Origin of the sequence: Streptomyces sp. NPDC007905, from assembly GCF_042959345.1 — a bacterium.
Taxonomy (GTDB): Bacteria; Actinomycetota; Actinomycetes; order Streptomycetales; family Streptomycetaceae; genus Streptomyces.
Genome location: NZ_JBIBKS010000002.1, coordinates 172,531 through 194,639 on the forward strand (window position 1 = coordinate 172,531; position 22,109 = coordinate 194,639).

Sequence of the window (22,109 nt, forward strand, 5' to 3'; positions counted from 1 at the left end):
TCGTGATGTATCGAGTCGATACATCAGGGTGAGATAAGGTCGCAGCGGACCGAAGGGGGCGATCATGAGCCGGCGTTCCGGCATCCTTGAGTTCGCCGTACTCGGGCTGCTGCGCGAGTCCCCGATGCACGGCTATGAGCTGCGCAAACGACTCAACACGTCTCTGGGTGTCTTCCGGGCGTTCAGCTACGGGACCCTGTACCCCTGTCTCAAGACGCTAGTCGCCAACGGCTGGTTGATCGAGGAACCGGGCAGCACCCACGAGGACGCCCTCGCCGCTCCGCTCGCCGGCCGCCGCGCGAAGATCGTCTACCGGTTGACGGCGGAAGGTAAGGAGCACTTCGAGGAGCTGCTCTCGCAGACCGGGCCAGACGCGTACGAGGACGAGCACTTCGCCGCACGGTTCGCCTTCTTCGGGCAGACGTCGCGCGATGTGCGCATGCGCGTGCTGGAGGGCCGGCGCAGCCGCCTGGAGGAGCGCCTGGAGAAGATGGGCGCCTCCCTGGCACGCACCCGGGAGCGCCTCGACGACTACACGCTTGAGCTCCAGCGCCACGGGATGGAGTCCGTGGAGCGCGAAGTGCGCTGGCTGAACGAGCTCATCGAGAGCGAACGGGCCGGTCGGGACCTGAGTGGTTCCGCATCCGGGGGGTCCGCTCAGCAGGACATCACATCTGGATCGGCGGGCGGCCTGCCCCGTGCCGGGGACACCTCCGGCACGGATACGCCCGACGACACCGCCACGTGAGACCCACGCAGGGCCTCACTCGTACACACAGGGAGCAACCGGAATGGGTTCGGTTCGCGTAGCCATCGTCGGCGTGGGCAACTGCGCGGCGTCGCTGGTACAGGGAGTCGAGTACTACAAGGACGCCGACGCGGCGGCCAAGGTCCCCGGCCTGATGCACGTGCAGTTCGGTGACTACCACGTGCGCGACATCGAGTTCGTCGCCGCGTTCGACGTCGACGCCAAGAAGGTGGGCCTCGACCTCGCGGACGCGATCGGCGCCTCCGAGAACAACACCATCAAGATCTGCGACGTGCCCACCTCCGGTGTCACCGTCCAGCGCGGCCACACCCTCGACGGTCTCGGCAAGTACTACCGCGAGACCATCGAGGAGTCCGACGCCGAACCGGTCGACGTCGTACAGGTCCTCAAGGACAAGCAGGTCGATGTCCTGGTGTGCTACCTGCCCGTCGGCTCCGAGGACGCGGCGAAGTTCTACGCCCAGTGCGCCATCGACGCCAAGGTCGCCTTCGTCAACGCCCTCCCGGTCTTCATCGCCGGCACCAAGGAGTGGGCGGACAAGTTCACCGAGGCCGGTGTGCCGATCGTCGGTGACGACATCAAGTCCCAGGTCGGCGCCACCATCACGCACCGCGTGATGGCGAAGCTGTTCGAGGACCGCGGTGTCATCCTGGACCGCACGATGCAGCTGAACGTCGGCGGCAACATGGACTTCAAGAACATGCTCGAGCGCGAGCGCCTGGAGTCCAAGAAGATCTCCAAGACGCAGGCCGTCACCTCCCAGATCCCCGACCGGGACCTCGGCGAGAAGAACGTGCACATCGGCCCGTCCGACTACGTCGCCTGGCTGGACGACCGCAAGTGGGCCTACGTCCGCCTCGAGGGCCGCGCCTTCGGTGACGTCCCGCTGAACCTGGAGTACAAGCTCGAGGTCTGGGACTCCCCGAACTCCGCGGGTGTCATCATCGACGCCCTGCGCGCCGCGAAGATCGCCAAGGACCGCGGCATCGGCGGCCCGATCCTCTCCGCTTCGAGCTACTTCATGAAGTCCCCGCCGGTCCAGTGCTTCGACGACGAGGCCCGCGAGAACGTCGAGAAGTTCATCCGCGGCGACGTCGAGCGCTAGCTCGACACAGCGCAGTGCGCTAGCTCGACACAGCGCAGTGCGCCAACCGCGCCGAAGAGAACGCTCCTGCCAGGGCTGTGAGGGTCCCCGGGTTTCCTGGCCCGGGGACCCTCTGCATGTGTGAGGCTGTGCGTCATGCCCGTCGTCCGTGACCTGCGCGTCCTGCTGCGCCTACGCGACTTCCGACGCCTGCTGTCCGTACGTCTTCTCTCCCAGGGAGCCGACGGCGTCTATCAGGTCGCGCTCGCCGCGTACGTCGTCTTCTCCCCGGAGAAACAGACCTCGGCCACGGCGATCGCCTCGGCGATGGCGGTCCTGCTGCTCCCTTACTCACTGGTCGGCCCCTTCGCGGGTGTCCTGCTGGACCGCTGGCGGCGCCGACAGGTTTTCGTGTACGGCAACCTGCTGCGGGCGCTGCTGGCAGCGGCGACCGCCGTACTGATGGTCAGCCACGTCCCGGACTGGCTGTTCTACCTCTCGGCGCTGTGCGTCACGGCCGTCAACCGCTTCATCCTCGCCGGACTGTCCGCCGCCCTGCCGCGCGTGGTCGACACCGAGCGCCTGGTACTCGCAAACTCCCTGTCCCCGACGGCCGGAACGCTCGCCGTGACCGCCGGCGGCGGCCTCGCCTTCGCGGTACGGCTCGTGGCGTCGGGCTCCGATGCCGCAGTGGTCCTGCTCGGCGCTTTCCTCTACCTGTGCGCCGCTCTCGCCTCGCTGAGTGTGGCTCCCACGCTGCTCGGCCCCGACCGGGAGCCGGCCCGGCCCCACCTGAGGACCGCACTCGCCAACACCGCACGCGCTCTGCTCGCGGCCGTCAGGCATCTGGCCGAGCCCCGGCGCCGGGAAGCAGCCTGGGCACTGGCAGCGATGACGCTCATGCGCTTCTGCTACGGCGCGCTGCTCGTCCTCCTGCTGGTGCTGTGCCGATACGCCCTCTCCGCGACCCCCGCCGACGGCCTTCGGCTGCTCGGACTCGCGCTGGCGGTGTCCGGTGCGGGGTTCTTCGCGGCCGCCGTGGTGACGCCATGGGCGGTGGGACGGATCGGCCCCGGCCGCTGGATCGTGACCTGCTCCGGCGCGGCCGCGGTCCTGGAACCCGCGCTCGGCCTCCCGTTCGCCACCGGCCCCCTGCTGGTAGCTGCCTTTGTCCTCGGACTCATCACCCAAGGCGCCAAGATCGCCACGGACACGATCATCCAGGCGTCGGTCGAGGACGGCTTCCGGGGCCGGATCTTCTCCGTGTACGACGTCCTCTTCAATGTGGCCTTCGTCGGCGCTGCCGGAGTGGCCGCCCTGATGCTTCCCCCGGACGGCCGCTCGACGGCGCTGGTGATTCTCGTCGCCCTGCTCTATGGCGGCATCGCTGTGACCATGTCCCGCTTCGAAACACACCGAGACCACAAAGGGGGCGATGTTTCACGTGAAACATCGCCCCCTCGATAGGGCCTCGGGCCGTGTTTCACGTGAAACATGACCCTGGCACACGGCTCAGCCTTGTGCGGCCCACCATTCCTTGAGCGCCGCCACCGCCGCATCGTGCTCCATCGGGCCGTTCTCCAGGCGTAGCTCCAGCATGTGCTTGTACGCCTTGCCAATGACGGGGCCGGGGCCGATACCCAGGATCTCCATGATCTGGTTACCGTCGAGGTCCGGGCGGATCGAGTCCAGCTGCTCCTGCTCCTGGAGCTGGGAGATGCGCTCCTCCAGGCCGTCGTAAGCCCGTGACAGCGCCGCCGCCTTCCGCTTGTTCCGTGTGGTGCAGTCGGAGCGGGTCAGCTTGTGCAGGCGGTCCAGGAGCGGGCCCGCGTCACGGACGTAACGGCGCACCGCCGAATCCGTCCACTCGCCGGTGCCGTAGCCGTGGAAGCGCAGGTGGAGTTCGACCAGACGTGAGACGTCCTTCACCAGCTCGTTGGAGTACTTCAGGGCCGTCATGCGCTTCTTGGTCATCTTCGCGCCGACCACCTCATGGTGGTGGAACGAGACCCGGCCGTCCTTTTCGAAGCGGCGCGTACGCGGCTTGCCGATGTCGTGCAGCAGCGCGGCCAGCCGCAGTGTCAGATCGGGGCCGTCCTCCTCCAGCGCGATCGCCTGCTCCAGCACGATCAACGTGTGCTCGTACACGTCCTTGTGCCGGTGGTGTTCGTCACTCTCCAGACGCAGGGCCGGGAGCTCGGGCAGGACGTGGTCGGCGAGTCCGCTGTCGGCCAGCAGGGTCAGGCCCTTGCGCGGATGCGCGGAGAGGACCAGCTTGTTCAGCTCGTCCCGGACCCGCTCGGCCGAGACGATCTCGATCCGCCCGGCCATCTCCGTCAGCGCGGTGACGACCTCGGGGGCGACCTCGAAGTCCAGCTGGGCGGCGAACCGGGCGGCCCGCATCATCCGCAGCGGATCGTCCGAGAACGACTCCTCGGGCGTGCCGGGGGTACGCAGCACCCGGGCCGCGAGGTCCTCGAGGCCTCCGTGCGGGTCGATGAAGTCCTTCTCCGGCAGCGCCACGGCCATGGCGTTGACCGTGAAGTCGCGGCGGACCAGATCCTCCTCGATGGAGTTGCCGTACGCCACCTCGGGCTTGCGTGAGGTGCGGTCGTACGCCTCCGACCGGTAGGTCGTGATCTCGATCTGGTAGCCGCCCTTGTGCGCGCCGACAGTGCCGAACGCGATCCCGACCTCCCAGACGGCGTCCGCCCATGGACGCACGATCTTCAGTACGTCCTCGGGGCGCGCGTCGGTGGTGAAGTCCAGGTCGTTGCCGAGCCGGCCGAGCAGCGCGTCGCGGACCGAGCCACCCACCAGGGCGAGCGAGAACCCGGCCTCCTGGAAGCGGCGGGCGAGATCGTCTGCGACGGGGGCCACCCGCAGCAGCTCGCTCACAGCACGGTGCTGCGCCTGGCTCAGGGCAGAGGGAGTGTCATCGTTGGGGTTCGGCACAACAGAAGAGGGTACGTGGCCCCGGCGGCCTGGGGCGCCTCCATTCGGCAGGAGTGGACCCCTGCCGCCATACCCGTACAAGGGCTGCACTTACGGCGTACGCCCGCTCTCTCCTCGATACTGGATACAGCGGACAGGTCGCCGCTGTCCCACGATCTTGTGGAGCAGACCGCGGCACTTCCCCTCAGCGCACATCGTTACCATGCGTGGACGCACATTCCGACGACCACTGACGACGACGAGGGACGGGCGAGCGCGTGGCCGAGGCGGCTGACTTCCAGGGGACCAGTGCCTCACCTGCCCGCCGGTGGCTGCGGCGTACCGGAGCACTGCTCGCCGGGGCGCCCCTGCTGGCCGGGCTTCTCCAGCTGCCCGCCGCGGGGCCGGCACAGGCAGCCTCCCCGGCCCCGGTGTCCGTCTCGCTGGACTCACTCAGCCCCAGCGCCCCCACGGACGGGGACACGCTGACCGTGTCCGGCACGGTGACCAACAACGGCAAGCAGAACGTCACCGGCGCCCACGTGGGCCTGCGGGTGGGTCCCCTGCTCAACACGCGTTCGGCGATCGACGCCATCGGTCGGCACTCCGATGACCTCCCGAGCGGTACCGGCTCCGAGATCGGCGGCCAGTACGAGGAGCAGTTCGCCAAGCTCACCCCGGGCGTCGCGGAGCACTTCAGCATCTCCGTCCCGGTGGACAAGCTGGACCTCGGCGAGGACGGCGTCTACGCGTTCGGGGTCTCCTTGTCCGGCCAGACCTCGGCTCGGCCCTGGGAGCAGGTGCTCGGCATCAAGCGGACGTTCCTGCCGTGGCAGCCCTCCGAGGCCGACACGAAGACGAAGACGACGTTCCTGTGGCCGCTGATCTCCTCGGCCCACATGACGGCCAGGACCGGCGCCGGCGAGCTGCAGACACCGGTCTTCCTCAATGACGACCTGGCCAAGGAGATCGCTCCGGGCGGCCGGCTGGCCCAGATGCTGGAACTGGGCAAGGACCTCGACGTCACCTGGGTGATCGACCCGGACCTGCTGGCGTCGGTGGACGCCATGGCGGGCAACTACCGGCTCCAGGGCGACGGCGGCAGCACCACGGCCGGCACCCACCAGGCGGTCGCCAAGCAGTGGCTGGTGAACCTGCAGAAGGCCGTGGCGGGCAAGGAAGTCGTCGCGCTGCCCTTCGCCGACCCCGACCTGGCCTCCCTCGCGCACAGCGGCACCAGCGTCACCGGCTCGCTCAGCCACATCAAGGACGCCACCGACGTCGCCGCCACCACAGTGAAGTCCGTGCTTCACGTCACCCCCAGCACCGACTTCGCCTGGCCCGTGGAAGGCGCCGTGGATCCGTCGATCATGAAGGTCGCTACCTCCGCCGGTGCCGACCGGGTGATCGCCCGCAGCGACAGCCTCCAGGAGACCGCCGGGCTGTCCTACACCCCTTCCGCCGCCCGTCCGGTCGGCGGCGGTACGACGGCGGTGGTGGCCGACGCACGGCTGTCCACGGCCTTCGAGGGCGACCTGACCACGGCGGACTCGGCCACGCTGGCCGTGCAGAAGTTCCTGGCCCAGAGTCTGGAGGTGAACGCGCAGACGGATGAGCAGCGCAGCATCGTCGTCGCCCCGCAGCGCATGCCGTCGCCGAGCCAGGCCCAGGCGATGGCAGCGGCGCTGAAGGCGCTCCAGGACGGGACCTGGGCCCAGTCGCAGAACCTCACCGCGGCAGCCAAGGACAAGCCCGACCCGAACGCCGCCACGCGCATCCCCTCCACGTCCGCGTATCCCTCCTCGCTGCGCAGGCAGGAACTACCGCGGGCGGCCTTCGAGCAGATCGCGAGCACGCAGGACAAGCTCGACAACTTCAAGGTCATCCTCAGCGACCAGTCACGCGTGGTCACTCCGTTCGGGCTGGCCATAAACCGTGAGATGTCCACGTCGTGGCGAGGGCGCGGTGCGGAGGCGGAGAACTTCCGGGACGACGTCGAGACCTGGCTCGACCACCTCACCGACCAGGTCAAACTGATCGACAAGTCCGAGACCAAGCTCTCCGGGCGCAGCGCCACCATCCCGGTGACCGTGCAGAACAACCTGGTCCAGCCCGTGAGCCACCTGGTGCTGCGGCTCACCTCGACGATGCCGACCCGTCTGAAGATCGGTGGCAAGGCCTACTACGAGCAGCGCGTCGAAATCTCCGGCGGGCACAGCCAGTCCGTGAAGTTCACCACGTCGGCCAACGCCAACGGCCGGGTCACGGTCTTCGCCCAGCTGTACACCGAGGACGGCCAGGAGTACGGCGACCCCGTCAGCTTCGACGTGAAGGTCACCGAGGTCACGCCCACCGTCATGCTGGTCATCGGCGGCGGCGTCCTCCTCCTCGTCCTCGCCGGCTTCCGGATGTACACCCAGCGCAAGCGCGCGGCCGCCCGCCAGGCCGAGGACGACGGCCCGGAGGCCGCCGGCGCCGGGGAGGAAACCGGTGACGGGCCGGGGAACCCCAGCGCCCCCGGGGACCGTCTCCATGAGGAGTCCGCTGCCCCCTCCGGGGCAGACGACCCGGAGCAGCCGAGTGACCCTGCGCCGGACACCGCACCGGAAAGCGCCGACCCGTCCGGGACGGGTGAGAGAGTGGACCGTTGAGCGATGTCGTGGCCGGTGTGGCCCGGGACGATGAGGTGGGGTAACCATGAACGCGCCGTACGACGGTGACCGCGGCCAGGGCGCGGCCGGCTCGGGCTACCCCGAGCCGCCGCCGGAGCCCGGCCAGGTGCCGCCGCAGCACGCGGCGGACATGTACCTCCAGGACGCCTACGACCAGGACCCCTACCGGGCGCAGGATCTGGCCGCCCAGGACCCGGTCGCCGAGGCGCTCTACGACCGTGCCGCGCATCCTCCGCCGCCCCCGGGCACGTACGAGCCGCAGCCGCCGCTGTACGCCCCGCCGGCCCAGTCGCCGTACGCTCCCGACCCTCGCGTGTGGGCCCACACCCCTGCACCGGAGCCGGACGGCGGCGCCACCCAGTACCTGCCGCACGGCGACGACCCTCGTACGACCCAGTTCGTGGGCGTGGACGACCTGGTTTCGCACTCCGGTGAGGAGTATCACGAGCCGGACGCCTTCGCGCACCTCTTCCGCGACCAGCAGCAAGGTGGCGGGCCCGGGCCCATGGACCCTCCCGCCGTCCCCGGCCCGGCCGTGGCCACGGGCGGTGGGCAGGGCCCCGTAGGGCCGTATCCGGCGGCCCCGCACGCCCAGAGCCCGCAGCACGCGAACCAGTACGCCGAGGCTGCCTATCAGGCCGGTCCCGCCGCCGGAAACCCGGCGCAGCCCCCCGTGCCGGCCCCGGCCGCGGCGCCCGATCCCGCGGGTCCGTCCGCTCCTGCCGAGGCCTCGGCACCTGCGGCTCCCGCCACGAAGAAGGGCGGGCGCGCCTCGGGGCTGCTGAAGTCCAGCGCCGTCATGGCGGCCGGCACGATGGTCTCCCGGCTCACCGGTTTCATCCGCTCCGCGCTGATCGTCTCGGCACTGGGCCTCGGCTTCCTCGGCGACTCCTTCCAGGTCGCCTACCAACTTCCGACGATGATCTACATCCTCACCGTCGGCGGTGGCCTCAACTCCGTCTTCGTGCCCCAGCTGGTGCGGGCCATGAAGGAGGACGAGGACGGCGGTGAGTCCTTCGCCAACCGGCTGCTGACCCTCGTGATGGCGGCCCTGGCCGCGCTGACCGGGCTCGCGATGCTCGCCGCGCCGCTCCTGGTCCGGATGCTGTCGAACCCGGTCGCCACCAACCCGGCGGCCAACGACGTGGCCGTCACCTTCACCCGCTACTTCCTGCCCTCGATCTTCTTCATGGGCATCCACGTGGTGATGGGTCAGATCCTCAACGCGCGCGGCAAGTTCGGCGCGATGATGTGGACCCCGGTGCTGAACAACGTCGTCATCATCGTGACGCTCGGCATGTTCATCTGGGTCTACGGCAGCGCTGCCAACTCCCACATGACCGTCACCAGCATCCCGCCCCAGGGCCAGCGGCTCCTCGGCGTCGGGGTACTGCTCGGTCTGGTCGTACAGGCCCTCGCGATGATCCCGTACCTGCGCGAGACCGGCTTCCGGATCCGGCTGCGGTTCGACTGGAAGGGCCACGGTCTGGGCAAGGCCGCGATGCTCGCCAAGTGGACGGTCCTCTTCGTCCTCGCCAACCAGGCCGGCGCGATGATCGTGACCCAGCTGTCCACCGCCGCGGGCAAGGACTCCGCCATCGCCGGCACTGGTTTCGCCGCCTACGCCAACGCCCAGCTGATCTGGGGTCTGCCGCAGGCCATCATCACGGTGTCCCTGATGGCCGCGCTGCTGCCCCGCATCTCGCGTTCGGCCGCCGAGGGCGACGGCGGTGCCGTCCGCGACGACATCTCCCAGGGCCTGCGGACGACCGCCGTCGCCATCGTCCCCATCGCCTTCGGCTTCGTCTCGCTCGGCATCCCGATGTGCACGCTGATCTTCGGTTCCTCGGGCACCAACGAGGCGACCAACATGGGCTACATGCTGATGGCCTTCGGTCTCGGCCTGATCCCGTACTCCGTGCAGTACGTGGTCCTGCGCGCCTTCTACGCCTACGAGGACACCCGCACGCCCTTCTACAACACCGTCATCGTCGCCGCGGTCAACGCAGGCGCCTCGGCGCTCTGCTACTTCCTGCTGCCGCCCCGCTGGGCGGTCGCCGGCATGGCCGCGGCGTACGGACTCGCCTACGCGATCGGTGTGGGCGTCGCCTGGCGGCGGCTGCGCAAGCGGCTCGGTGGTGACCTGGACGGCGCACGGGTGCTGCGGACCTACGCGCGGCTCGGTATCGCCTCGGTGCCGGCGGCCCTGCTCAGCGGCGCGGCCTGCTACGGCATCGGGCACACTCTCGGTCAGGGCGTCGTCGGCTCCTTCGCCGCGCTGTTCGTGGGCGGAGCGATGCTGCTCGGCGTCTTCTTCGTGGCCGCCCGCAGGATGCGGATCGAGGAACTGAACTCGCTCGTGGGAATGGTGCGCGGGCGTCTGGGGCGCTGAGGCGGGGGTAGGCGCACAACCATCGTCCGCCGCTGTGTGTCGTGCATAGCGGCGGACTGTGGGCACAATTGGTTTCGGCGTCGGACAGCGTGCAACGGATGGGGAGGCAGGGACGACGGTGGCGGAACGGAGCACGGCTGCCGTCGACGTGGCAGACAACAGCGGTGATCAGCCGCTGACCGCCAAGGCGGACCAGTCCACGGCCGACGGGGTGGCCCAGAACCCGGAGCGGGACACGGACAGCGACGAGGCACAGGGGAGCGGGGGGCCAGAGGGTCCCGGCAAGAAAGCCTCACCGCCAGAACTGCACAGCGGTCACAAACTCGCCAGACGCTACCGTCTCGAGGAGTGCGTCACCCGTCTGGACGGATTCAGCAGCTGGCGTGCGGTCGACGAGAAACTCCGTCGTGCCGTCGGCGTCCACATCCTGCCCGCTGACCATGCGCGAGCCCGTTCCGTACTGGCCGCCGCCCGTTCCTCCGCGCTGCTCGGCGATCCGCGCTTCGTGCAGGTCCTGGACGCCGTCGAGGAGAACGACCTCGTCTACGTCGTGCACGAGTGGCTGCCCGACGCCACCGAACTGACCACGCTGCTGGCGGCCGGCCCACTGGAGCCGCACGACGCCTACCAGATGGTCAGTCAGATCGCCTCCGCCATGGCCGCCGCCCACCGCGAGGGCCTCGCCCATCTGCGGCTGAACCCGAACGCCGTCCTGCGCGCCTCCACCGGCCAGTGGCGCATCCGCGGCCTCGCCGTCAACGCGGCGCTGCGCGGCATCAGCTCCGACACCCCACAGCGCAACGACACCGAGTCGATCGGCGCCCTCCTGTACGCGGCACTCACGCAGCGGTGGCCGTACGAGAACGACGCGTACGGTCTGTCCGGCCTGCCCAAGGACGTCGGTTTGATCGCACCGGACCAGGTGCGCGCCGGTGTCCACCGCGGCCTGTCCGAACTCGCCATGCGGGCCCTGGTCAACGACGGCGCCACCGCCTCGCGCCACGAGGCCCCGTGCACCACGCCGGAGGAGCTCGTCAAGGCGATCGGCGAGATGCCCCGCATCCGCCCCCCGGAGCCGGCGTTCACGGCCCCGCCGGACTACCAGCGCACGACGTACCAGCAGGGCACCTACGGCCACCCGGCACCGCGCCCCGGCGTCACGCAGCCGATCACCCCGCCGCCGCCCCCTCTGCAGAGCCGCACCGGCAGGGTGCTGAAGTGGGCGGTCTCGGCGCTGCTCATCGCCGCCCTGGGCCTGGGCAGCTGGCAGCTGGCGGACGCCCTGATGGACCATGGCGACAAGTCGAACGACACCAACAAGACCCAGACGCAGGACGGCGGCGGCACGAGCCCGAAGAACCCGACGTCCGGCAAGCCGATCGCCATCAAGGGCGCCCGTGACTTCGACCCGTTCGGCAAGGACCAGTCCGAGAAGCCCGACGGCATAGGGAACGCCTACGACACCAGCAACGCGAGCTACTGGCAGACGGACTTCTACCTGAGCCCGGAGTTCGGCAACTTGAAGTCAGGCGTCGGCGTCATCCTCGACCTGGGCAAGGTTCAGCAGGTCGGAAAGGTAACGGTCACCTTCGTGGGGCAGACGTCGGTCGAGCTACGGGCGGCGAGCGCTGACGCGGGAGCGGAGCCGACGTCGTTCGACGCCTACACCAAGGCTGCCAACGGCTCGGGCACCACCGTGGTGCTGCAGCCCGGCACGTCACTCAAAACCCAGTACCTCCTGGTGTGGTTGACCAAGCTGCCTGCGGACGGTCAGGGCCACTGGCGCGGGAGAGTGGCAGACATCAAGGTGACCAGCTGAGGTCTCCACTCGGGAGGGGCAGATGGCAGAGGGCGCCGGATATGACGGAGTGAGCGACCAGGACCTGCTCGCCCGCCACGTTGAAGGCGACCCCGATGCCTTCGGTGAGATTGTGCGGCGGCATCGGGATCGGCTCTGGGCCGTGGCGTTGCGGACGCTGGGGGACCGGGAGGAGGCCGCTGACGCCGTTCAGGACGCCCTGGTGTCGGCCTACCGGGCTGCCCACACCTTCCGAGGGCAGTCGGCCGTCACCACCTGGCTGCACCGGATCACCGTGAACGCCTGCCTGGACCGTGCGCGTAAGGCGGCCTCCCGCAAAACCGCTCCGGTCGACGACACGGAGCGACTGGAGCAGCTGCTGGAGCCTCACGAGTCGGCTTACGCTCCCGCCGAACGGAACGATCTGCACCGGCAGCTCCTCGAGGCGCTCGGCACGCTTCCGTACGAGCAGCGTGCGGCTCTGGTGCTCGTGGACATGCAGGGCTACCCCGTGGCCGAGGCCGCTCGGATCCTTGACGCACCCACGGGGACGGTGAAGAGCCGATGCGCCCGAGGCCGAGCCAGACTGCTTCCGCTGCTCACCCATCTGCGGCCCGGAGCCGTCGGTGACGAGAAAGAACCCGAGCCGGGACGGAACCGAGTGCACGGGACATCCGTCCCACCGTCAACGGGGTCCCCTGACGAGGACCCACGAGATACCGGGCCAAGCGATTCAGCCGTAGTGAAGGGCGGAGGTGGGCGAGCGTGACTTCGACGGACACGGCCGGGCACCCGGACGTCGCCGAGATCTCCGACCTCACCGAAGGACTCCTCCCGCCCGTCCGAAGCACGGAGGTACGGCGCCACCTCGAAGGCTGCGAGCGGTGCGCGGACATCCACGCCTCGCTGGGGGAGATTCGGGGGCTGCTGGGTACCGTGCCGGGCCCACCGCGGATGCCGACCGACATCGCCGGGCGTATCGATGCCGCCCTCGCGGCCGAAGCGCTGCTGGCCTCCACCGCACCTGCAGCCCTGGATGCGCCCGTCCTGGTTTCCGCCTCCGAAGACGCAGCCGACGGGGGCACTGGCGGTCGTGTTTCACGTGAAACGTCGGCCGTGGCGGACCGCCCGGTCGGCCGACCCCATGCGGCGACTGGTCCGGGACGCAAGGGGCGCGAGCTCGGGCGGCGCCGGAGGACGGTCGTCCTGGGTACTGTTCTCACGGCTGCCCTCCTGGGTGCCGGGTCCCTGGTCCTGCATTCGCTCAGCGGCGGTGGCTCCAGCACGACGGCACACGACCAGCCGACACCGTCCGCCCGTGCCTTCTCCGGGAACAGCGTGAAGAGTCAGGTGAAGGATCTGCTCGCCACAAAGAAGGGTGCGCAACGGGGCTCCGACAGTCAGCGGCCGCGCTCGGGCGTCGAGTCCGACCAGAACAGCCCCGCGTCGACCCAGAGCGCGAACACCCTCATCCAGACCCAGCCCTCGGTTCCCGACTGTGTCCGGCACGTGATCCACCGCAGCGACGCCGTCCTGGGCGCCAAGGTGGGCACCTATGCCGGGAAGAGCGCCTATCTCGTCGTGCTGCCCGACGCCGACGACGGCAACCGGGTCACGGCCTATGTGGTCGACGCGGCCTGCGTCAGTCAGAACCCCGCCTCCGGCGAGGTTCTGCTCAAGCAGTCCTTCCCACGGTCCTGAATACGGACAGGGATTCGTCTCCATCAGTGCGGTCATCCGTACTGTGTGCCTTCCCCGTGTGCCCGGACACACCGGGAATGCGCGCCCCTTAGGATCCGTTGGGTGGGGTGAGAGTTCCGAAAGGGGCTCCCGCCGGTCGACTGACACAGACCAGAGACGAGGAATCAAGCCGTGAGCGACGTCCGTAATGTGATCATCATCGGCTCCGGGCCCGCCGGCTACACGGCGGCGCTCTACACCGCGCGCGCGTCGCTGAAGCCCCTGGTGTTCGAGGGTGCCGTCACCGCCGGTGGTGCGCTGATGAACACCACCGAGGTGGAGAACTTCCCGGGCTTCCGCGACGGCATCATGGGTCCCGACCTGATGGACAACATGCGGGCGCAGGCCGAGCGCTTCGGCGCCGAGCTGGTTCCGGACGACGTCGTCTCCGTCGATCTGACCGGTGAGATCAAGACCGTCACCGACACCGCGGGCACGGTCCACCAGGCGAAGGCCGTCATCGTCGCCACCGGCTCCCAGCACCGCAAGCTCGGCCTGCCGAACGAGGACGCACTCTCCGGTCGTGGCGTCTCCTGGTGTGCCACCTGTGACGGGTTCTTCTTCAAGGACCAGGACATCGCCGTGATCGGTGGTGGCGACACCGCGATGGAGGAGGCGACCTTCCTCTCCCGGTTCGCCAAGTCCGTCACGATCGTCCACCGCCGTGACACCCTGCGCGCCTCCAAGGCCATGCAGGAGCGTGCCTTCGGCGACCCGAAGATCAAGTTCGTCTGGGACAGTGAGGTCGCCGAGATCCAGGGCGACCAGAAGCTCTCCGGTCTCAAGCTGCGCAACCTCAAGACCGGCGAGCTGTCCGTGCTGCCTGTGACGGGTCTGTTCATCGCGATCGGCCACGACCCGCGCACCGAGCTGTTCAAGGGCCAGCTGGACCTGGACGAGGAGGGCTACCTGAAGGTCGCTGCTCCGTCCACCCGCACCAACGTGACCGGTGTCTTCGCCGCCGGCGACGTCGTCGACCACACCTACCGTCAGGCGATCACCGCGGCCGGCACCGGCTGCTCCTCCGCCCTCGACGCCGAGCGCTTCCTCGCCGCCCTCGCTGACGAGGACAAGGCCGAGCCCGAGAAGACCGCCGTCGTCTGACCTCCACCCCCTTCCCCGCCCCACCGCACGATCAAATTAAGGAGCCCGCCGTGGCCGGCACCCTGAAGAATGTGACCGACGACTCCTTTGAGCAGGACGTCCTCAAGAGCGACAAGCCCGTCCTGGTGGACTTCTGGGCCGCCTGGTGCGGTCCGTGCCGCCAGATCGCCCCGTCGCTCGAGGCGATCGCCGCCGAGTACGGCGACAAGATCGAGATCGTCAAGCTCAACATCGACGAGAACCCGGGTACGGCCGCCAAGTACGGCGTCATGTCCATCCCGACCCTGAACGTCTACCAGGGTGGCGAGGTAGCCAAGACGATCGTCGGTGCCAAGCCGAAGGCCGCCATCGTGCGCGACCTCGAAGAGTTCATCGCCGAATAGTCGGGCGGTGCCGTCGAGCGGGCGGCACATGTTTCACGTGAAACACGAATGGGCCAACCCCACCGGGTTGGTCCATTTGCGTGCCGCCCTCAGTTGAAGCCGATCTCTACACGCCGCAGCGCCGGTGCCGACCGCCTCTACAACGGTCGCAGCGCCGGTTCCTTCTGTACGGCCCCCAGAAGCCGGTCCAGCGCCAGCTCCACGTCTTCCTTCCAGGAGAGCGTCGAACGCAGCTCCAGCCGAAGCCGGGGATGCGTGGGGTGCTGCCGGACCGTCTTGAAGCCCACGGCCAGGAGATGGTCGGCGGGCAGCAGACAGGCGGGCTCCTTCCAGCCGGCGTCACCGAACGCCTCGATCGCCTTGAAGCCACGCCGCAGCAGATCCTTGGCGACCGCCTGGACCATTACCCGGCCCAGCCCCTGCCCCTGATAGCTGGGCATGATGAACGCCGTCATGAGCTGAACGGCATCCGGGGAGACCGGACTGGTAGGGAACGCCGTGGAGCGCGGGACGTAGGCCGGCGGCGCGTAGAGCACGAAACCCACGGGGACATCGTCGACGTAGACCACCCGGCCACACGAACCCCAGTCGAGCAGGACGGCGGAGATCCAGGACTCCTTCTCCAGAGCGGAGGTACCCGCCCTTACCGCGGCCTCGCCGCTGACGGGGTCCAGTTCCCAGAAGACGCACGAGCGACAGCGCTTGGGAAGGTCCTGAAGGTTGTCCAGCGTGAGCGGTACGAGCCGACGGCCCATGAAGGCTGTTCCTCGCTTTCTTCGCCCGCAGCGTCGCGAGCGGCTGTCAGAGCGCTCCGTTCCCTGAGCAGGCTGCCGACGAATCCGCCGACCACCCCGAGACCCAGGCCCGCGCTCACCAGTCCAGTGCGGCTCATCGATCGCATGCCCCCGTCTCCCCACTCAGAGATCTGCCAGGTGGATGCGCCCTATCCATTCGCATCGTAGCCACGATGCGATTCCCTAGATACCGCCTCAAAGCAAAAGAGCGGACCGAGTCCCGGTACACACCGGACACGATCCGCTCCCCCGCACATTCGGCGGGACCACCCGACGATCAGTCGTCCTGATCCTCGAAATCGCCCTCCTGGAGGCCCTTCTGCAGGACCGGCCCCTCGCCCGGGGCGAGAGAGCCGAGGATCCGCTCAAGATCCTCCATGGAGGCGAACTCGACGGTGATCTTGCCCTTCTTCTGCCCGAGATCGACCTTCACCCGGGTCTCGAAGCGGTCCGACAGGCGGGTGGCCAGCTCGCTCAGCGCCGGCGAGACCCGGGCACCGGCCCGTGGGCCCTTGGACCGCTGGGTCGTCTGGGGCCGCGAGCCCATCAGGGTCACGATCTCCTCGACGGCCCGCACGGAGAGACCCTCGGCCACAATGCGATGGGCCAGTCGGTCCTGCTCCTCGGAGTCCTCGACGGCCAGCAGTGCCCGGGCGTGCCCGGCGGAGAGAACTCCGGCGGCGACCCTGCGCTGCACCGCCGGCGACAGCTTCAGCAGCCGCAGGGTGTTGGAGACCTGGGGACGGGATCGCCCGATGCGATCCGCCAGCTGGTCGTGCGTGCAGTTGAAGTCCTTCAGCAGCTGGTCGTAGGCAGCCGCCTCTTCAAGCGGGTTCAGCTGCGCCCGGTGCAGGTTCTCCAGCAGGGCGTCCAGGAGGAGCTTCTCGTCATCGGTGGCCCGGACGATCGCCGGGATGGCCTCGAGGCCGGCCTCACGGCAGGCTCGCCAGCGACGCTCACCCATGATCAGCTCATAGCGGGCGGGGCCCACCTGTCGTACGACGACGGGCTGGAGGAGACCGACCTCCGTGATGGAGGTGACCAGTTCCTGGAGCGCGTCCTCGTCGAAGACCTCACGCGGCTGACGCGGGTTCGGCGTGATGGAGTCGAGGGGGAGCTCGGCGAAGTGAGCACCCATCGGAGCCGCAGGCGCGTCCGTGAGAGGGCTCGCCGAGGGCTCCTCGGTTTCATGTGAAACAGGTGGCAGCGTGGCCACCTTCGCCGCGGCCACCCCTCGGTCGGTCGTCAGCACCGGGACCGCTGCCGGGGACGTGGACGCTCCGCTCCCCATCGCGGACGGAGCCGGGTTCTTCTCGGTCGGGGCAGCAGGGATCAGGGCGCCGAGTCCACGGCCCAGCCCCCTCCGTCGCTCGCTCACTGGATCCCCTCCACCATGTTCGGATCGTTCTGGGCGCCGATATGGGCCTGGCTCGCGTCGTAGCTGACGCCAACACCCTTCAGCGCGATTTCTCGGGCCGCCTCAAGATAGGAGAGGGCACCGCTCGATCCAGGATCGTAAGTCAACACCGTCTGCCCGTAGCTCGGCGCCTCGGAGATACGGACCGAGCGGGGGATGCTCGTCCGCAGCACCTCGTCACCGAAGTGAGTGCGCACCTCCTCCGCGACCTGCGAGGCGAGACGCGTCCGGCCGTCGTACATGGTGAGCAGGATGGTCGACACATGCAGCGTGGGGTTGAGGTGCCCCCGCACCAGGTCCACGTTGCGCAGCAGCTGGCCCAGCCCCTCCAGCGCGTAGTACTCGCACTGGATGGGGATGAGAACCTCCTGGCCCGCCACGAGCGCGTTGACCGTCAACAGACCGAGGGACGGTGGGCAGTCGATGAGGATGTAGTCCAGCGGCTGCTCGTAAGCCTGGATCGCGCGCTGGAGCCGGCTCTCCCGGGCCACCAGGGACACCAGCTCGATCTCCGCACCGGCGAGATCGATGGTGGCGGGGGCGCAGAAGAGGCCTTCGACGTCCGGGACAGGCTGGACGACCTCGGCGAGAGGCTTGCTCTCGACCAACACGTCATAGATGGAGGGGACTTCGGCATGGTGGTCGATCCCCAACGCCGTGGACGCATTGCCCTGTGGGTCGAGGTCGATCACAAGGACACGGCCGCCGTGCAGAGCCAGCGAAGCGGCAAGGTTGACGGTGGTCGTCGTCTTGCCCACGCCACCCTTCTGGTTGGCGACCACGATGACTCGGGTCTGCTCCGGTCGCGGCAGGCCTTCGCCCGCGCGACCCAGAGCCTCCACCGCCAGTTGGGCAGCACGACCGATGGGAGTGTCGTCCATCGGAGGCGGTGTTTCACGTGAAACATCCGCCCCCATCGACTCGGTACGGGGACCGGGGACCGGATCGGTCATCGGTCCCGCGATGTTGGCGTCGGACCGCAAGGATTCACTCTCCTCGACTTCAGGCTCGCAATGAACAGAGCCTCCCATGTCTTCGGGGTCGTGAACCAGTGAGGCCTGGTGTTCTGTGGAGAAATCCACCTCTGTGGACAACTCCGGTGCCTCTCCGAGTGAACCGAGAGGCTTTCGGTCGCGGGGTTCGGCCGCAGCGCGGCCGCGACTGATGATGCCGTGCAGCAGTGAGCGACGTTTCACGTGAAACACCATGCACAGCAACAGCGACCGGATCTTCGCGACACTCCGGCTTGCGTAGGTTTGGCAGCTTGTGTGGAGTACGTCTCGTCGTCAGGACGGATCAGAGACGGCGGTTCCCTTGGGGTCAGCGACGGCGTCGTGTCCGCCCCGTCCGGGCCGCCTTGGCTCGCTTGGCCGCGAAGCGCACACCGCCCGGGCTCTCACCCACCTCGACCCGTACGACGGTGGAGGGGGGATCCACCACACCCTCACCCACATGCAGGATGGACGTCGACACCGCCCCGAGCTTGCTGAGTGCGGTGGCTGCCGCCTTCAGCTCCTCCTCGGCCGTGTCCCCCTTGAGTGCGAGCATCTCGCCGTAGGGGCGCAGCAGCGGAATGCCCCAGGCGGCCAGGCGGTCCAGGGGGGCCACGGCGCGGGCGGTCACCACGTGGACCGGCGTCAGCTTGCCCATGACCTCCTCGGCCCGGCCCCGTACCACGGTGACGTGATCCAGGCCCAGCAGCTCGACGACCTCGGTGAGGAAGGTGGTGCGCCGCAGCAAGGGCTCCAGCAGCGTGATGTTGAGGTCGTCCCGGACCAGGGCCAGCGGAATGCCCGGCAGGCCGGCGCCCGAACCGACATCGCACACCGTCACCCCCTCGGGCACAGCCTCCGAGAGGACCGCGCAGTTCAGCAGGTGCCGCTCCCACAGCCGGGGCACTTCGCGCGGGCCGATCAGGCCACGCTGCACGCCCGCCTCGGCGAGCAGCTCCGCATAGCGGACCGCATCGGCGAAGCGATCACCAAACACTTCCCGCGCCTGCTCGGGCGCGGGGGGAAGCTCCGCTGCCTCCGTCACGGGGACCGTCCTTCCGTACAGCGCCGGTGCTTCGCGCACCGGCCACCAGAACTACCAGGCTGACAAAGTTCGGCCCCGTCTGCTCAACAGACGGGGCCGGTGAAACGGGGGGAGCCGATCAGGCGGGAAGTACGACGACGAAGCGCTGCGGCTCCTCGCCCTCGGACTCGCTGCGCAATCCGGCGGCCTTGATCGCGTCGTGCACGACCTTGCGCTCGAATGGGGTCATGGGCTCGAGCTTCACGGACTCGCCGGAGCTCTTGACCTCGGCGGCGGCCTTGGCGCCCAGCTCGGACAGCTCGGCGCGCTTCTTGGCCCGGTAGCCCGCGATGTCCAGCATCAGCCGGCTGCGGTCGCCGGTCTCCCGGTGCACGGCCAGGCGCGTCAGCTCCTGGAGTGCCTCCAGTACCTCGCCGTCCGGGCCTACCAGCTTCTGCAGGTCCCGGCTGCCGGTGTCGCTGATGATCGACACGGAGGCGCGGTCGGCCTCGACGTCCATGTCGATGTCGCCGTCGAGGTCGGCGATGTCCAGCAGACCCTCGAGGTAGTCCGCCGCGATGTCACCCTCCTGCTCCAGGCGGGTGAGGGTGTCTGCACCCTCGGCGGAGGTGGTGCCTTCCGTCACGGGATGGGCTCCTTCTTACTTCTTGGACGGGGACTTGGGCCGCTGCGGGCCACCCTTGCGCTGGCCGGACTGGGCCTTGCTACGGGTGGCCGAGCCGGGCTTCTGAGGCTGCTTGGCAGCGGCGGGCTTGGCGTCCTGCGGCTCGTCGGACTTCTCCAGCGAGGTGACCGGGGCATCGTCCGGCTGCTTGGGCCCGGACTGGCGCTGGGCCTTGGTCTGACGCTTGGGCTGCTGGCGCCGCGCGGCGGTGGCGGTGGCGGTGGTCGTGCCGTCCTCGGTCTGCACCACGGCCTGGCTCTCGCTCTTCACCACGGTGCCGTCGGCCTGGGCGGCGAGGCCGGCCTTGGTCAGCGCATTGATGAACTTGCGCTCGGCCTCGTTGCGGTCGCGGCCCTTGGTGACGATGGCCCTGACGATGGTCTTCTCGCTCCGGCGGCGGATCTTGCCGTGGTGCGTCACGTGCTTGGTGAGTCGCTCCAGGTAGGCGGCCTGCGCCTTGGAACCCGGGGTCGGGTTGTTGTGAATCACGTACATCTGCTGGCCCATGGTCCACACGTTGGTGGTCAGCCAGTAGACGAGGACACCGACCGGGAAGTTGATACCGAAGAAGGCGAACATGATGGGGAAGACGTACATCAGCATCTTCTGCTGCTGCATGAACGGCGTCTTCACCGTCGTGTCGACGTTCTTCGTCATCAGCTGGCGCTGCGTGTAGAACTGCGACGCCGACATCAGGACGATCATGACCACGGTCACGACCCGCACGTCCATGACCGAGGCGCCCAGCGCGTGGATCGTGTCGGCGCCGTCCCTGAACTTCGCGGCGAGCGGGGCCCCGAAGATGTGCGCCTTACGCGCGCTCTCCAGCAGCGACTCGTTGATGACGCCGATGGTCTGGCCCGACGCGATGCCGTTGAGCACGTGGTACAGGGCGAAGAAGAACGGGGACTGCGCCAGGATGGGAAGGCACGAGGAGAGCGGGTTGGTGCCCGACTCCTTGTACAGCTTCATCATCTCTTCGGACTGACGCTGCTTGTCGTTCTTGTAGCGCTCCTGGATCTTCTTCATCTCGGGCTGGAGCGTCTGCATGGCCCGGGTCGCCTTGATCTGCTTCACGAAGAGCGGGATCAGGCAGATGCGGATCAGGATCACCAGAGACACGATGGACAGGCCCCAGGCCCATCCGGTGTCGGGGCCGAAGATGGCGCCGTACACCGCGTGGAACTGGACGATGACCCAGGAGACAGGTGTCGTGATGAAGCTGAAGAGGCTGGCAATCGTGTCCACTAATCATGCTCCTTGGGCATGGGACGAAGTCTCTGCGGCCGGGCTCGAAGGAAGCTCGGAATCAGGCTTCTTTTCGGTGGCCGGTTCGGCGGCGGAGGTCCCGCCCTTGCGTGCGCGCCAAGCGTCGCGCAGCAGTTCGTGCCACCGCGGGCGCTTGCGCGGCGGCACATGGTCCACACCGCCGAGCGACCACGGATTGCACCGGAGGATGCGCCAGGCGGTGAGTGCCGTTCCCTTGACCGCGCCGTGCCGGTCGATGGCCGTGTAGCCGTAGTGGGAGCACGACGGGTAGTACTTGCACACCGGCCCCAGCAGTGGACTGATCGTCCACTGGTACAGCTTGATCAGAGCCAGCAGCGGGTACTTCATCGCGCGCCCCCTCCCAGCAGCCGCTCAATGGCGGCATCCAGGTCTCGGGCCAGCTGTGCGTGGTCTGCGTCGCCCGCTCCGGGCAGCGCTCGTACGACTACCAGGCTACCGGGGGGAAACAGGGCGACTCGGTCACGCATCAGATGGCGCAGTCTGCGCTTCACTTGGTTGCGCACAACCGCGCCACCCACAGCCTTGCTCACGACGAAACCCGCACGCGTCGGGGGAGCGCTCTCCCCAGGCGCGTGCGGGTCCGTGGCACCGCTACGAAGGTGGACGACGAGGGTCGGCCGGCCTGCCCGACGACCTCGTCGTACCGCGGTCGCGAAGTCCTCGCGCCGCCTCAGCCGATGCTCGGTAGGCAGCACGACGTCATGACCTGATCAGATCAGGCGGACAGGCTGGCGCGACCCTTGCTGCGGCGGTTCGCGAGAATCGCGCGGCCGGCACGGGTACGCATCCGCAGGCGGAAGCCGTGGGTCTTCGCGCGACGACGGTTGTTCGGCTGGAAGGTGCGCTTGCTCACTCGGGGGCTCCAGAAAAAATCGGTAGTGGCGGGGTGCCGTCCTGGCTGTCACCGTGCGCCCACGAGTAGCTCGCGTCACGCCCGAGTGCACCGCTTCCCGATCACCTGAAGTGATCTGTGCCCATCGGAGGCAGGCGGCAGCAGCCATCGACAACTCGACCTGGTTACGGTACGCGGG

At 68.6% G+C, this 22,109-nt stretch carries 20 protein-coding genes; 10 read left to right on the plus strand and 10 right to left on the minus strand.

Annotated features, from left to right (window positions below; all coding sequences use genetic code 11):
- Positions 1–64: 64 nt before the first annotated feature.
- The 3 genes from ACFZDC_RS04450 to ACFZDC_RS04460 all read left to right on the plus strand — a co-directional run bounded on the left by ACFZDC_RS04450 (position 65) and on the right by ACFZDC_RS04460 (position 3,320).
- Positions 65–748, plus strand: coding sequence for a helix-turn-helix transcriptional regulator (locus ACFZDC_RS04450; RefSeq protein WP_391320010.1), 684 nt, complete (start codon positions 65–67; stop codon positions 746–748).
- A gap of 43 nt (positions 749–791) precedes the next feature.
- The gene (locus ACFZDC_RS04455; protein WP_391320012.1) at positions 792–1,874 is read left to right on the plus strand and encodes an inositol-3-phosphate synthase; all 1,083 of its coding nucleotides are present in this window, start codon (positions 792–794) and stop codon (positions 1,872–1,874) included.
- Between the two features lie 135 nt (positions 1,875–2,009).
- Complete coding sequence (locus ACFZDC_RS04460) at positions 2,010–3,320, plus strand: MFS transporter (protein WP_391320014.1); 1,311 nt, start codon at positions 2,010–2,012, stop codon at positions 3,318–3,320.
- Positions 3,321–3,365: 45 nt separating this feature from the next.
- Here the strand turns inward: ACFZDC_RS04460 and ACFZDC_RS04465 are convergent, their stop codons facing one another.
- On the minus strand, positions 3,366–4,808 hold the full coding sequence (locus ACFZDC_RS04465) for a CCA tRNA nucleotidyltransferase (RefSeq protein WP_391320016.1): 1,443 nt from the start codon (positions 4,806–4,808) through the stop codon (positions 3,366–3,368).
- A gap of 257 nt (positions 4,809–5,065) precedes the next feature.
- On the opposite strand from ACFZDC_RS04465, the gene ACFZDC_RS04470 reads away from it, so the two are divergent.
- The 7 genes from ACFZDC_RS04470 (at position 5,066) to trxA (ending at position 14,876) form a co-directional block, all read left to right on the plus strand.
- A complete protein-coding gene (locus ACFZDC_RS04470) occupies positions 5,066–7,438 on the plus strand; it encodes a DUF6049 family protein (protein WP_391320018.1) in 2,373 nt (790 codons plus the stop codon).
- A gap of 46 nt (positions 7,439–7,484) precedes the next feature.
- The gene (gene murJ, locus ACFZDC_RS04475; protein ID WP_391320020.1) at positions 7,485–9,851 is read left to right on the plus strand and encodes a murein biosynthesis integral membrane protein MurJ; all 2,367 of its coding nucleotides are present in this window, start codon (positions 7,485–7,487) and stop codon (positions 9,849–9,851) included.
- A 118-nt stretch (positions 9,852–9,969) separates the two neighbouring features.
- The gene (locus ACFZDC_RS04480) at positions 9,970–11,670 is read left to right on the plus strand and encodes a protein kinase family protein (protein WP_391320022.1); all 1,701 of its coding nucleotides are present in this window, start codon (positions 9,970–9,972) and stop codon (positions 11,668–11,670) included.
- Between the two features lie 22 nt (positions 11,671–11,692).
- Positions 11,693–12,418 carry an RNA polymerase sigma factor SigM gene (gene sigM, locus ACFZDC_RS04485; RefSeq protein WP_391320024.1) on the plus strand — a complete coding sequence of 242 codons (726 nt, stop codon included), beginning with the start codon at positions 11,693–11,695 and terminating at the stop codon, positions 12,416–12,418.
- Positions 12,415–13,350 carry a zf-HC2 domain-containing protein gene (locus ACFZDC_RS04490; protein ID WP_391320026.1) on the plus strand — a complete coding sequence of 312 codons (936 nt, stop codon included), beginning with the start codon at positions 12,415–12,417 and terminating at the stop codon, positions 13,348–13,350. Before sigM ends, ACFZDC_RS04490 begins: the two co-directional genes overlap by 4 nt.
- Before the next feature lie 171 nt (positions 13,351–13,521).
- Positions 13,522–14,493 (plus strand): thioredoxin-disulfide reductase, encoded by a 972-nt coding sequence (trxB, locus tag ACFZDC_RS04495; protein ID WP_391320028.1) that lies wholly within the window; start codon positions 13,522–13,524, stop codon positions 14,491–14,493.
- 50 nt (positions 14,494–14,543) lie between these two features.
- Complete coding sequence (gene trxA / locus ACFZDC_RS04500; RefSeq protein ID WP_097217897.1) at positions 14,544–14,876, plus strand: thioredoxin; 333 nt, start codon at positions 14,544–14,546, stop codon at positions 14,874–14,876.
- Between the two features lie 137 nt (positions 14,877–15,013).
- On the opposite strand, the gene ACFZDC_RS04505 is transcribed toward trxA, so the two are convergent.
- From ACFZDC_RS04505 to rpmH, 9 genes are all read right to left on the minus strand, one after another.
- Positions 15,014–15,631, minus strand: a complete 618-nt coding sequence (locus ACFZDC_RS04505; protein ID WP_391320031.1) for a GNAT family N-acetyltransferase — start codon at positions 15,629–15,631, stop codon at positions 15,014–15,016.
- A 316-nt stretch (positions 15,632–15,947) separates the two neighbouring features.
- Positions 15,948–17,048, minus strand: a complete 1,101-nt coding sequence (locus tag ACFZDC_RS04510; protein WP_391320033.1) for a ParB/RepB/Spo0J family partition protein — start codon at positions 17,046–17,048, stop codon at positions 15,948–15,950.
- Positions 17,045–18,118: an AAA family ATPase gene (locus ACFZDC_RS04515; RefSeq protein ID WP_391320696.1), complete on the minus strand. Its 1,074-nt coding sequence runs from the start codon at positions 18,116–18,118 to the stop codon at positions 17,045–17,047. Before ACFZDC_RS04515 ends, ACFZDC_RS04510 begins: the two co-directional genes overlap by 4 nt.
- Before the next feature lie 289 nt (positions 18,119–18,407).
- On the minus strand, positions 18,408–19,124 hold the full coding sequence (gene rsmG, locus ACFZDC_RS04520; RefSeq protein WP_391320034.1) for a 16S rRNA (guanine(527)-N(7))-methyltransferase RsmG: 717 nt from the start codon (positions 19,122–19,124) through the stop codon (positions 18,408–18,410).
- 118 nt (positions 19,125–19,242) lie between these two features.
- On the minus strand, positions 19,243–19,749 hold the full coding sequence (locus ACFZDC_RS04525; RefSeq protein ID WP_391320036.1) for a R3H domain-containing nucleic acid-binding protein: 507 nt from the start codon (positions 19,747–19,749) through the stop codon (positions 19,243–19,245).
- A gap of 15 nt (positions 19,750–19,764) precedes the next feature.
- Positions 19,765–21,036: a membrane protein insertase YidC gene (gene yidC, locus ACFZDC_RS04530; RefSeq protein WP_391320038.1), complete on the minus strand. Its 1,272-nt coding sequence runs from the start codon at positions 21,034–21,036 to the stop codon at positions 19,765–19,767.
- A 3-nt stretch (positions 21,037–21,039) separates the two neighbouring features.
- Positions 21,040–21,405, minus strand: a complete 366-nt coding sequence (gene yidD, locus ACFZDC_RS04535; protein WP_391320040.1) for a membrane protein insertion efficiency factor YidD — start codon at positions 21,403–21,405, stop codon at positions 21,040–21,042.
- Positions 21,402–21,773: a ribonuclease P protein component gene (gene rnpA / locus ACFZDC_RS04540; protein ID WP_391320042.1), complete on the minus strand. Its 372-nt coding sequence runs from the start codon at positions 21,771–21,773 to the stop codon at positions 21,402–21,404. The genes yidD and rnpA overlap by 4 nt, the downstream gene beginning before the upstream one ends.
- Positions 21,774–21,793: 20 nt before the next feature.
- Positions 21,794–21,931 carry a 50S ribosomal protein L34 gene (gene rpmH / locus ACFZDC_RS04545; RefSeq protein WP_005482975.1) on the minus strand — a complete coding sequence of 46 codons (138 nt, stop codon included), beginning with the start codon at positions 21,929–21,931 and terminating at the stop codon, positions 21,794–21,796.
- Between the last annotated feature and the right edge of the window lie 178 nt (positions 21,932–22,109).

What these genes read in the sequence shown, in the direction of transcription:
- ACFZDC_RS04460 (WP_391320014.1), top strand. Translation starts at nt 2,010, where the DNA reads ATGCCCGTCGTCCGTGACCTGCGCGTCCTGCTGCGCCTACGCGACTTC.
- ACFZDC_RS04515 (WP_391320696.1), bottom strand. Translation starts at nt 18,118, where the DNA reads ATGGGAGGCTCTGTTCATTGCGAGCCTGAAGTCGAGGAGAGTGAATCC.
- yidD (WP_391320040.1), bottom strand. Translation starts at nt 21,405, where the DNA reads ATGAAGTACCCGCTGCTGGCTCTGATCAAGCTGTACCAGTGGACGATC.
- murJ (WP_391320020.1), top strand. Translation starts at nt 7,485, where the DNA reads ATGAACGCGCCGTACGACGGTGACCGCGGCCAGGGCGCGGCCGGCTCG.
- ACFZDC_RS04450 (WP_391320010.1), top strand. Translation starts at nt 65, where the DNA reads ATGAGCCGGCGTTCCGGCATCCTTGAGTTCGCCGTACTCGGGCTGCTG.
- sigM (WP_391320024.1), top strand. Translation starts at nt 11,693, where the DNA reads ATGGCAGAGGGCGCCGGATATGACGGAGTGAGCGACCAGGACCTGCTC.
- ACFZDC_RS04505 (WP_391320031.1), bottom strand. Translation starts at nt 15,631, where the DNA reads ATGGGCCGTCGGCTCGTACCGCTCACGCTGGACAACCTTCAGGACCTT.
- ACFZDC_RS04455 (WP_391320012.1), top strand. Translation starts at nt 792, where the DNA reads ATGGGTTCGGTTCGCGTAGCCATCGTCGGCGTGGGCAACTGCGCGGCG.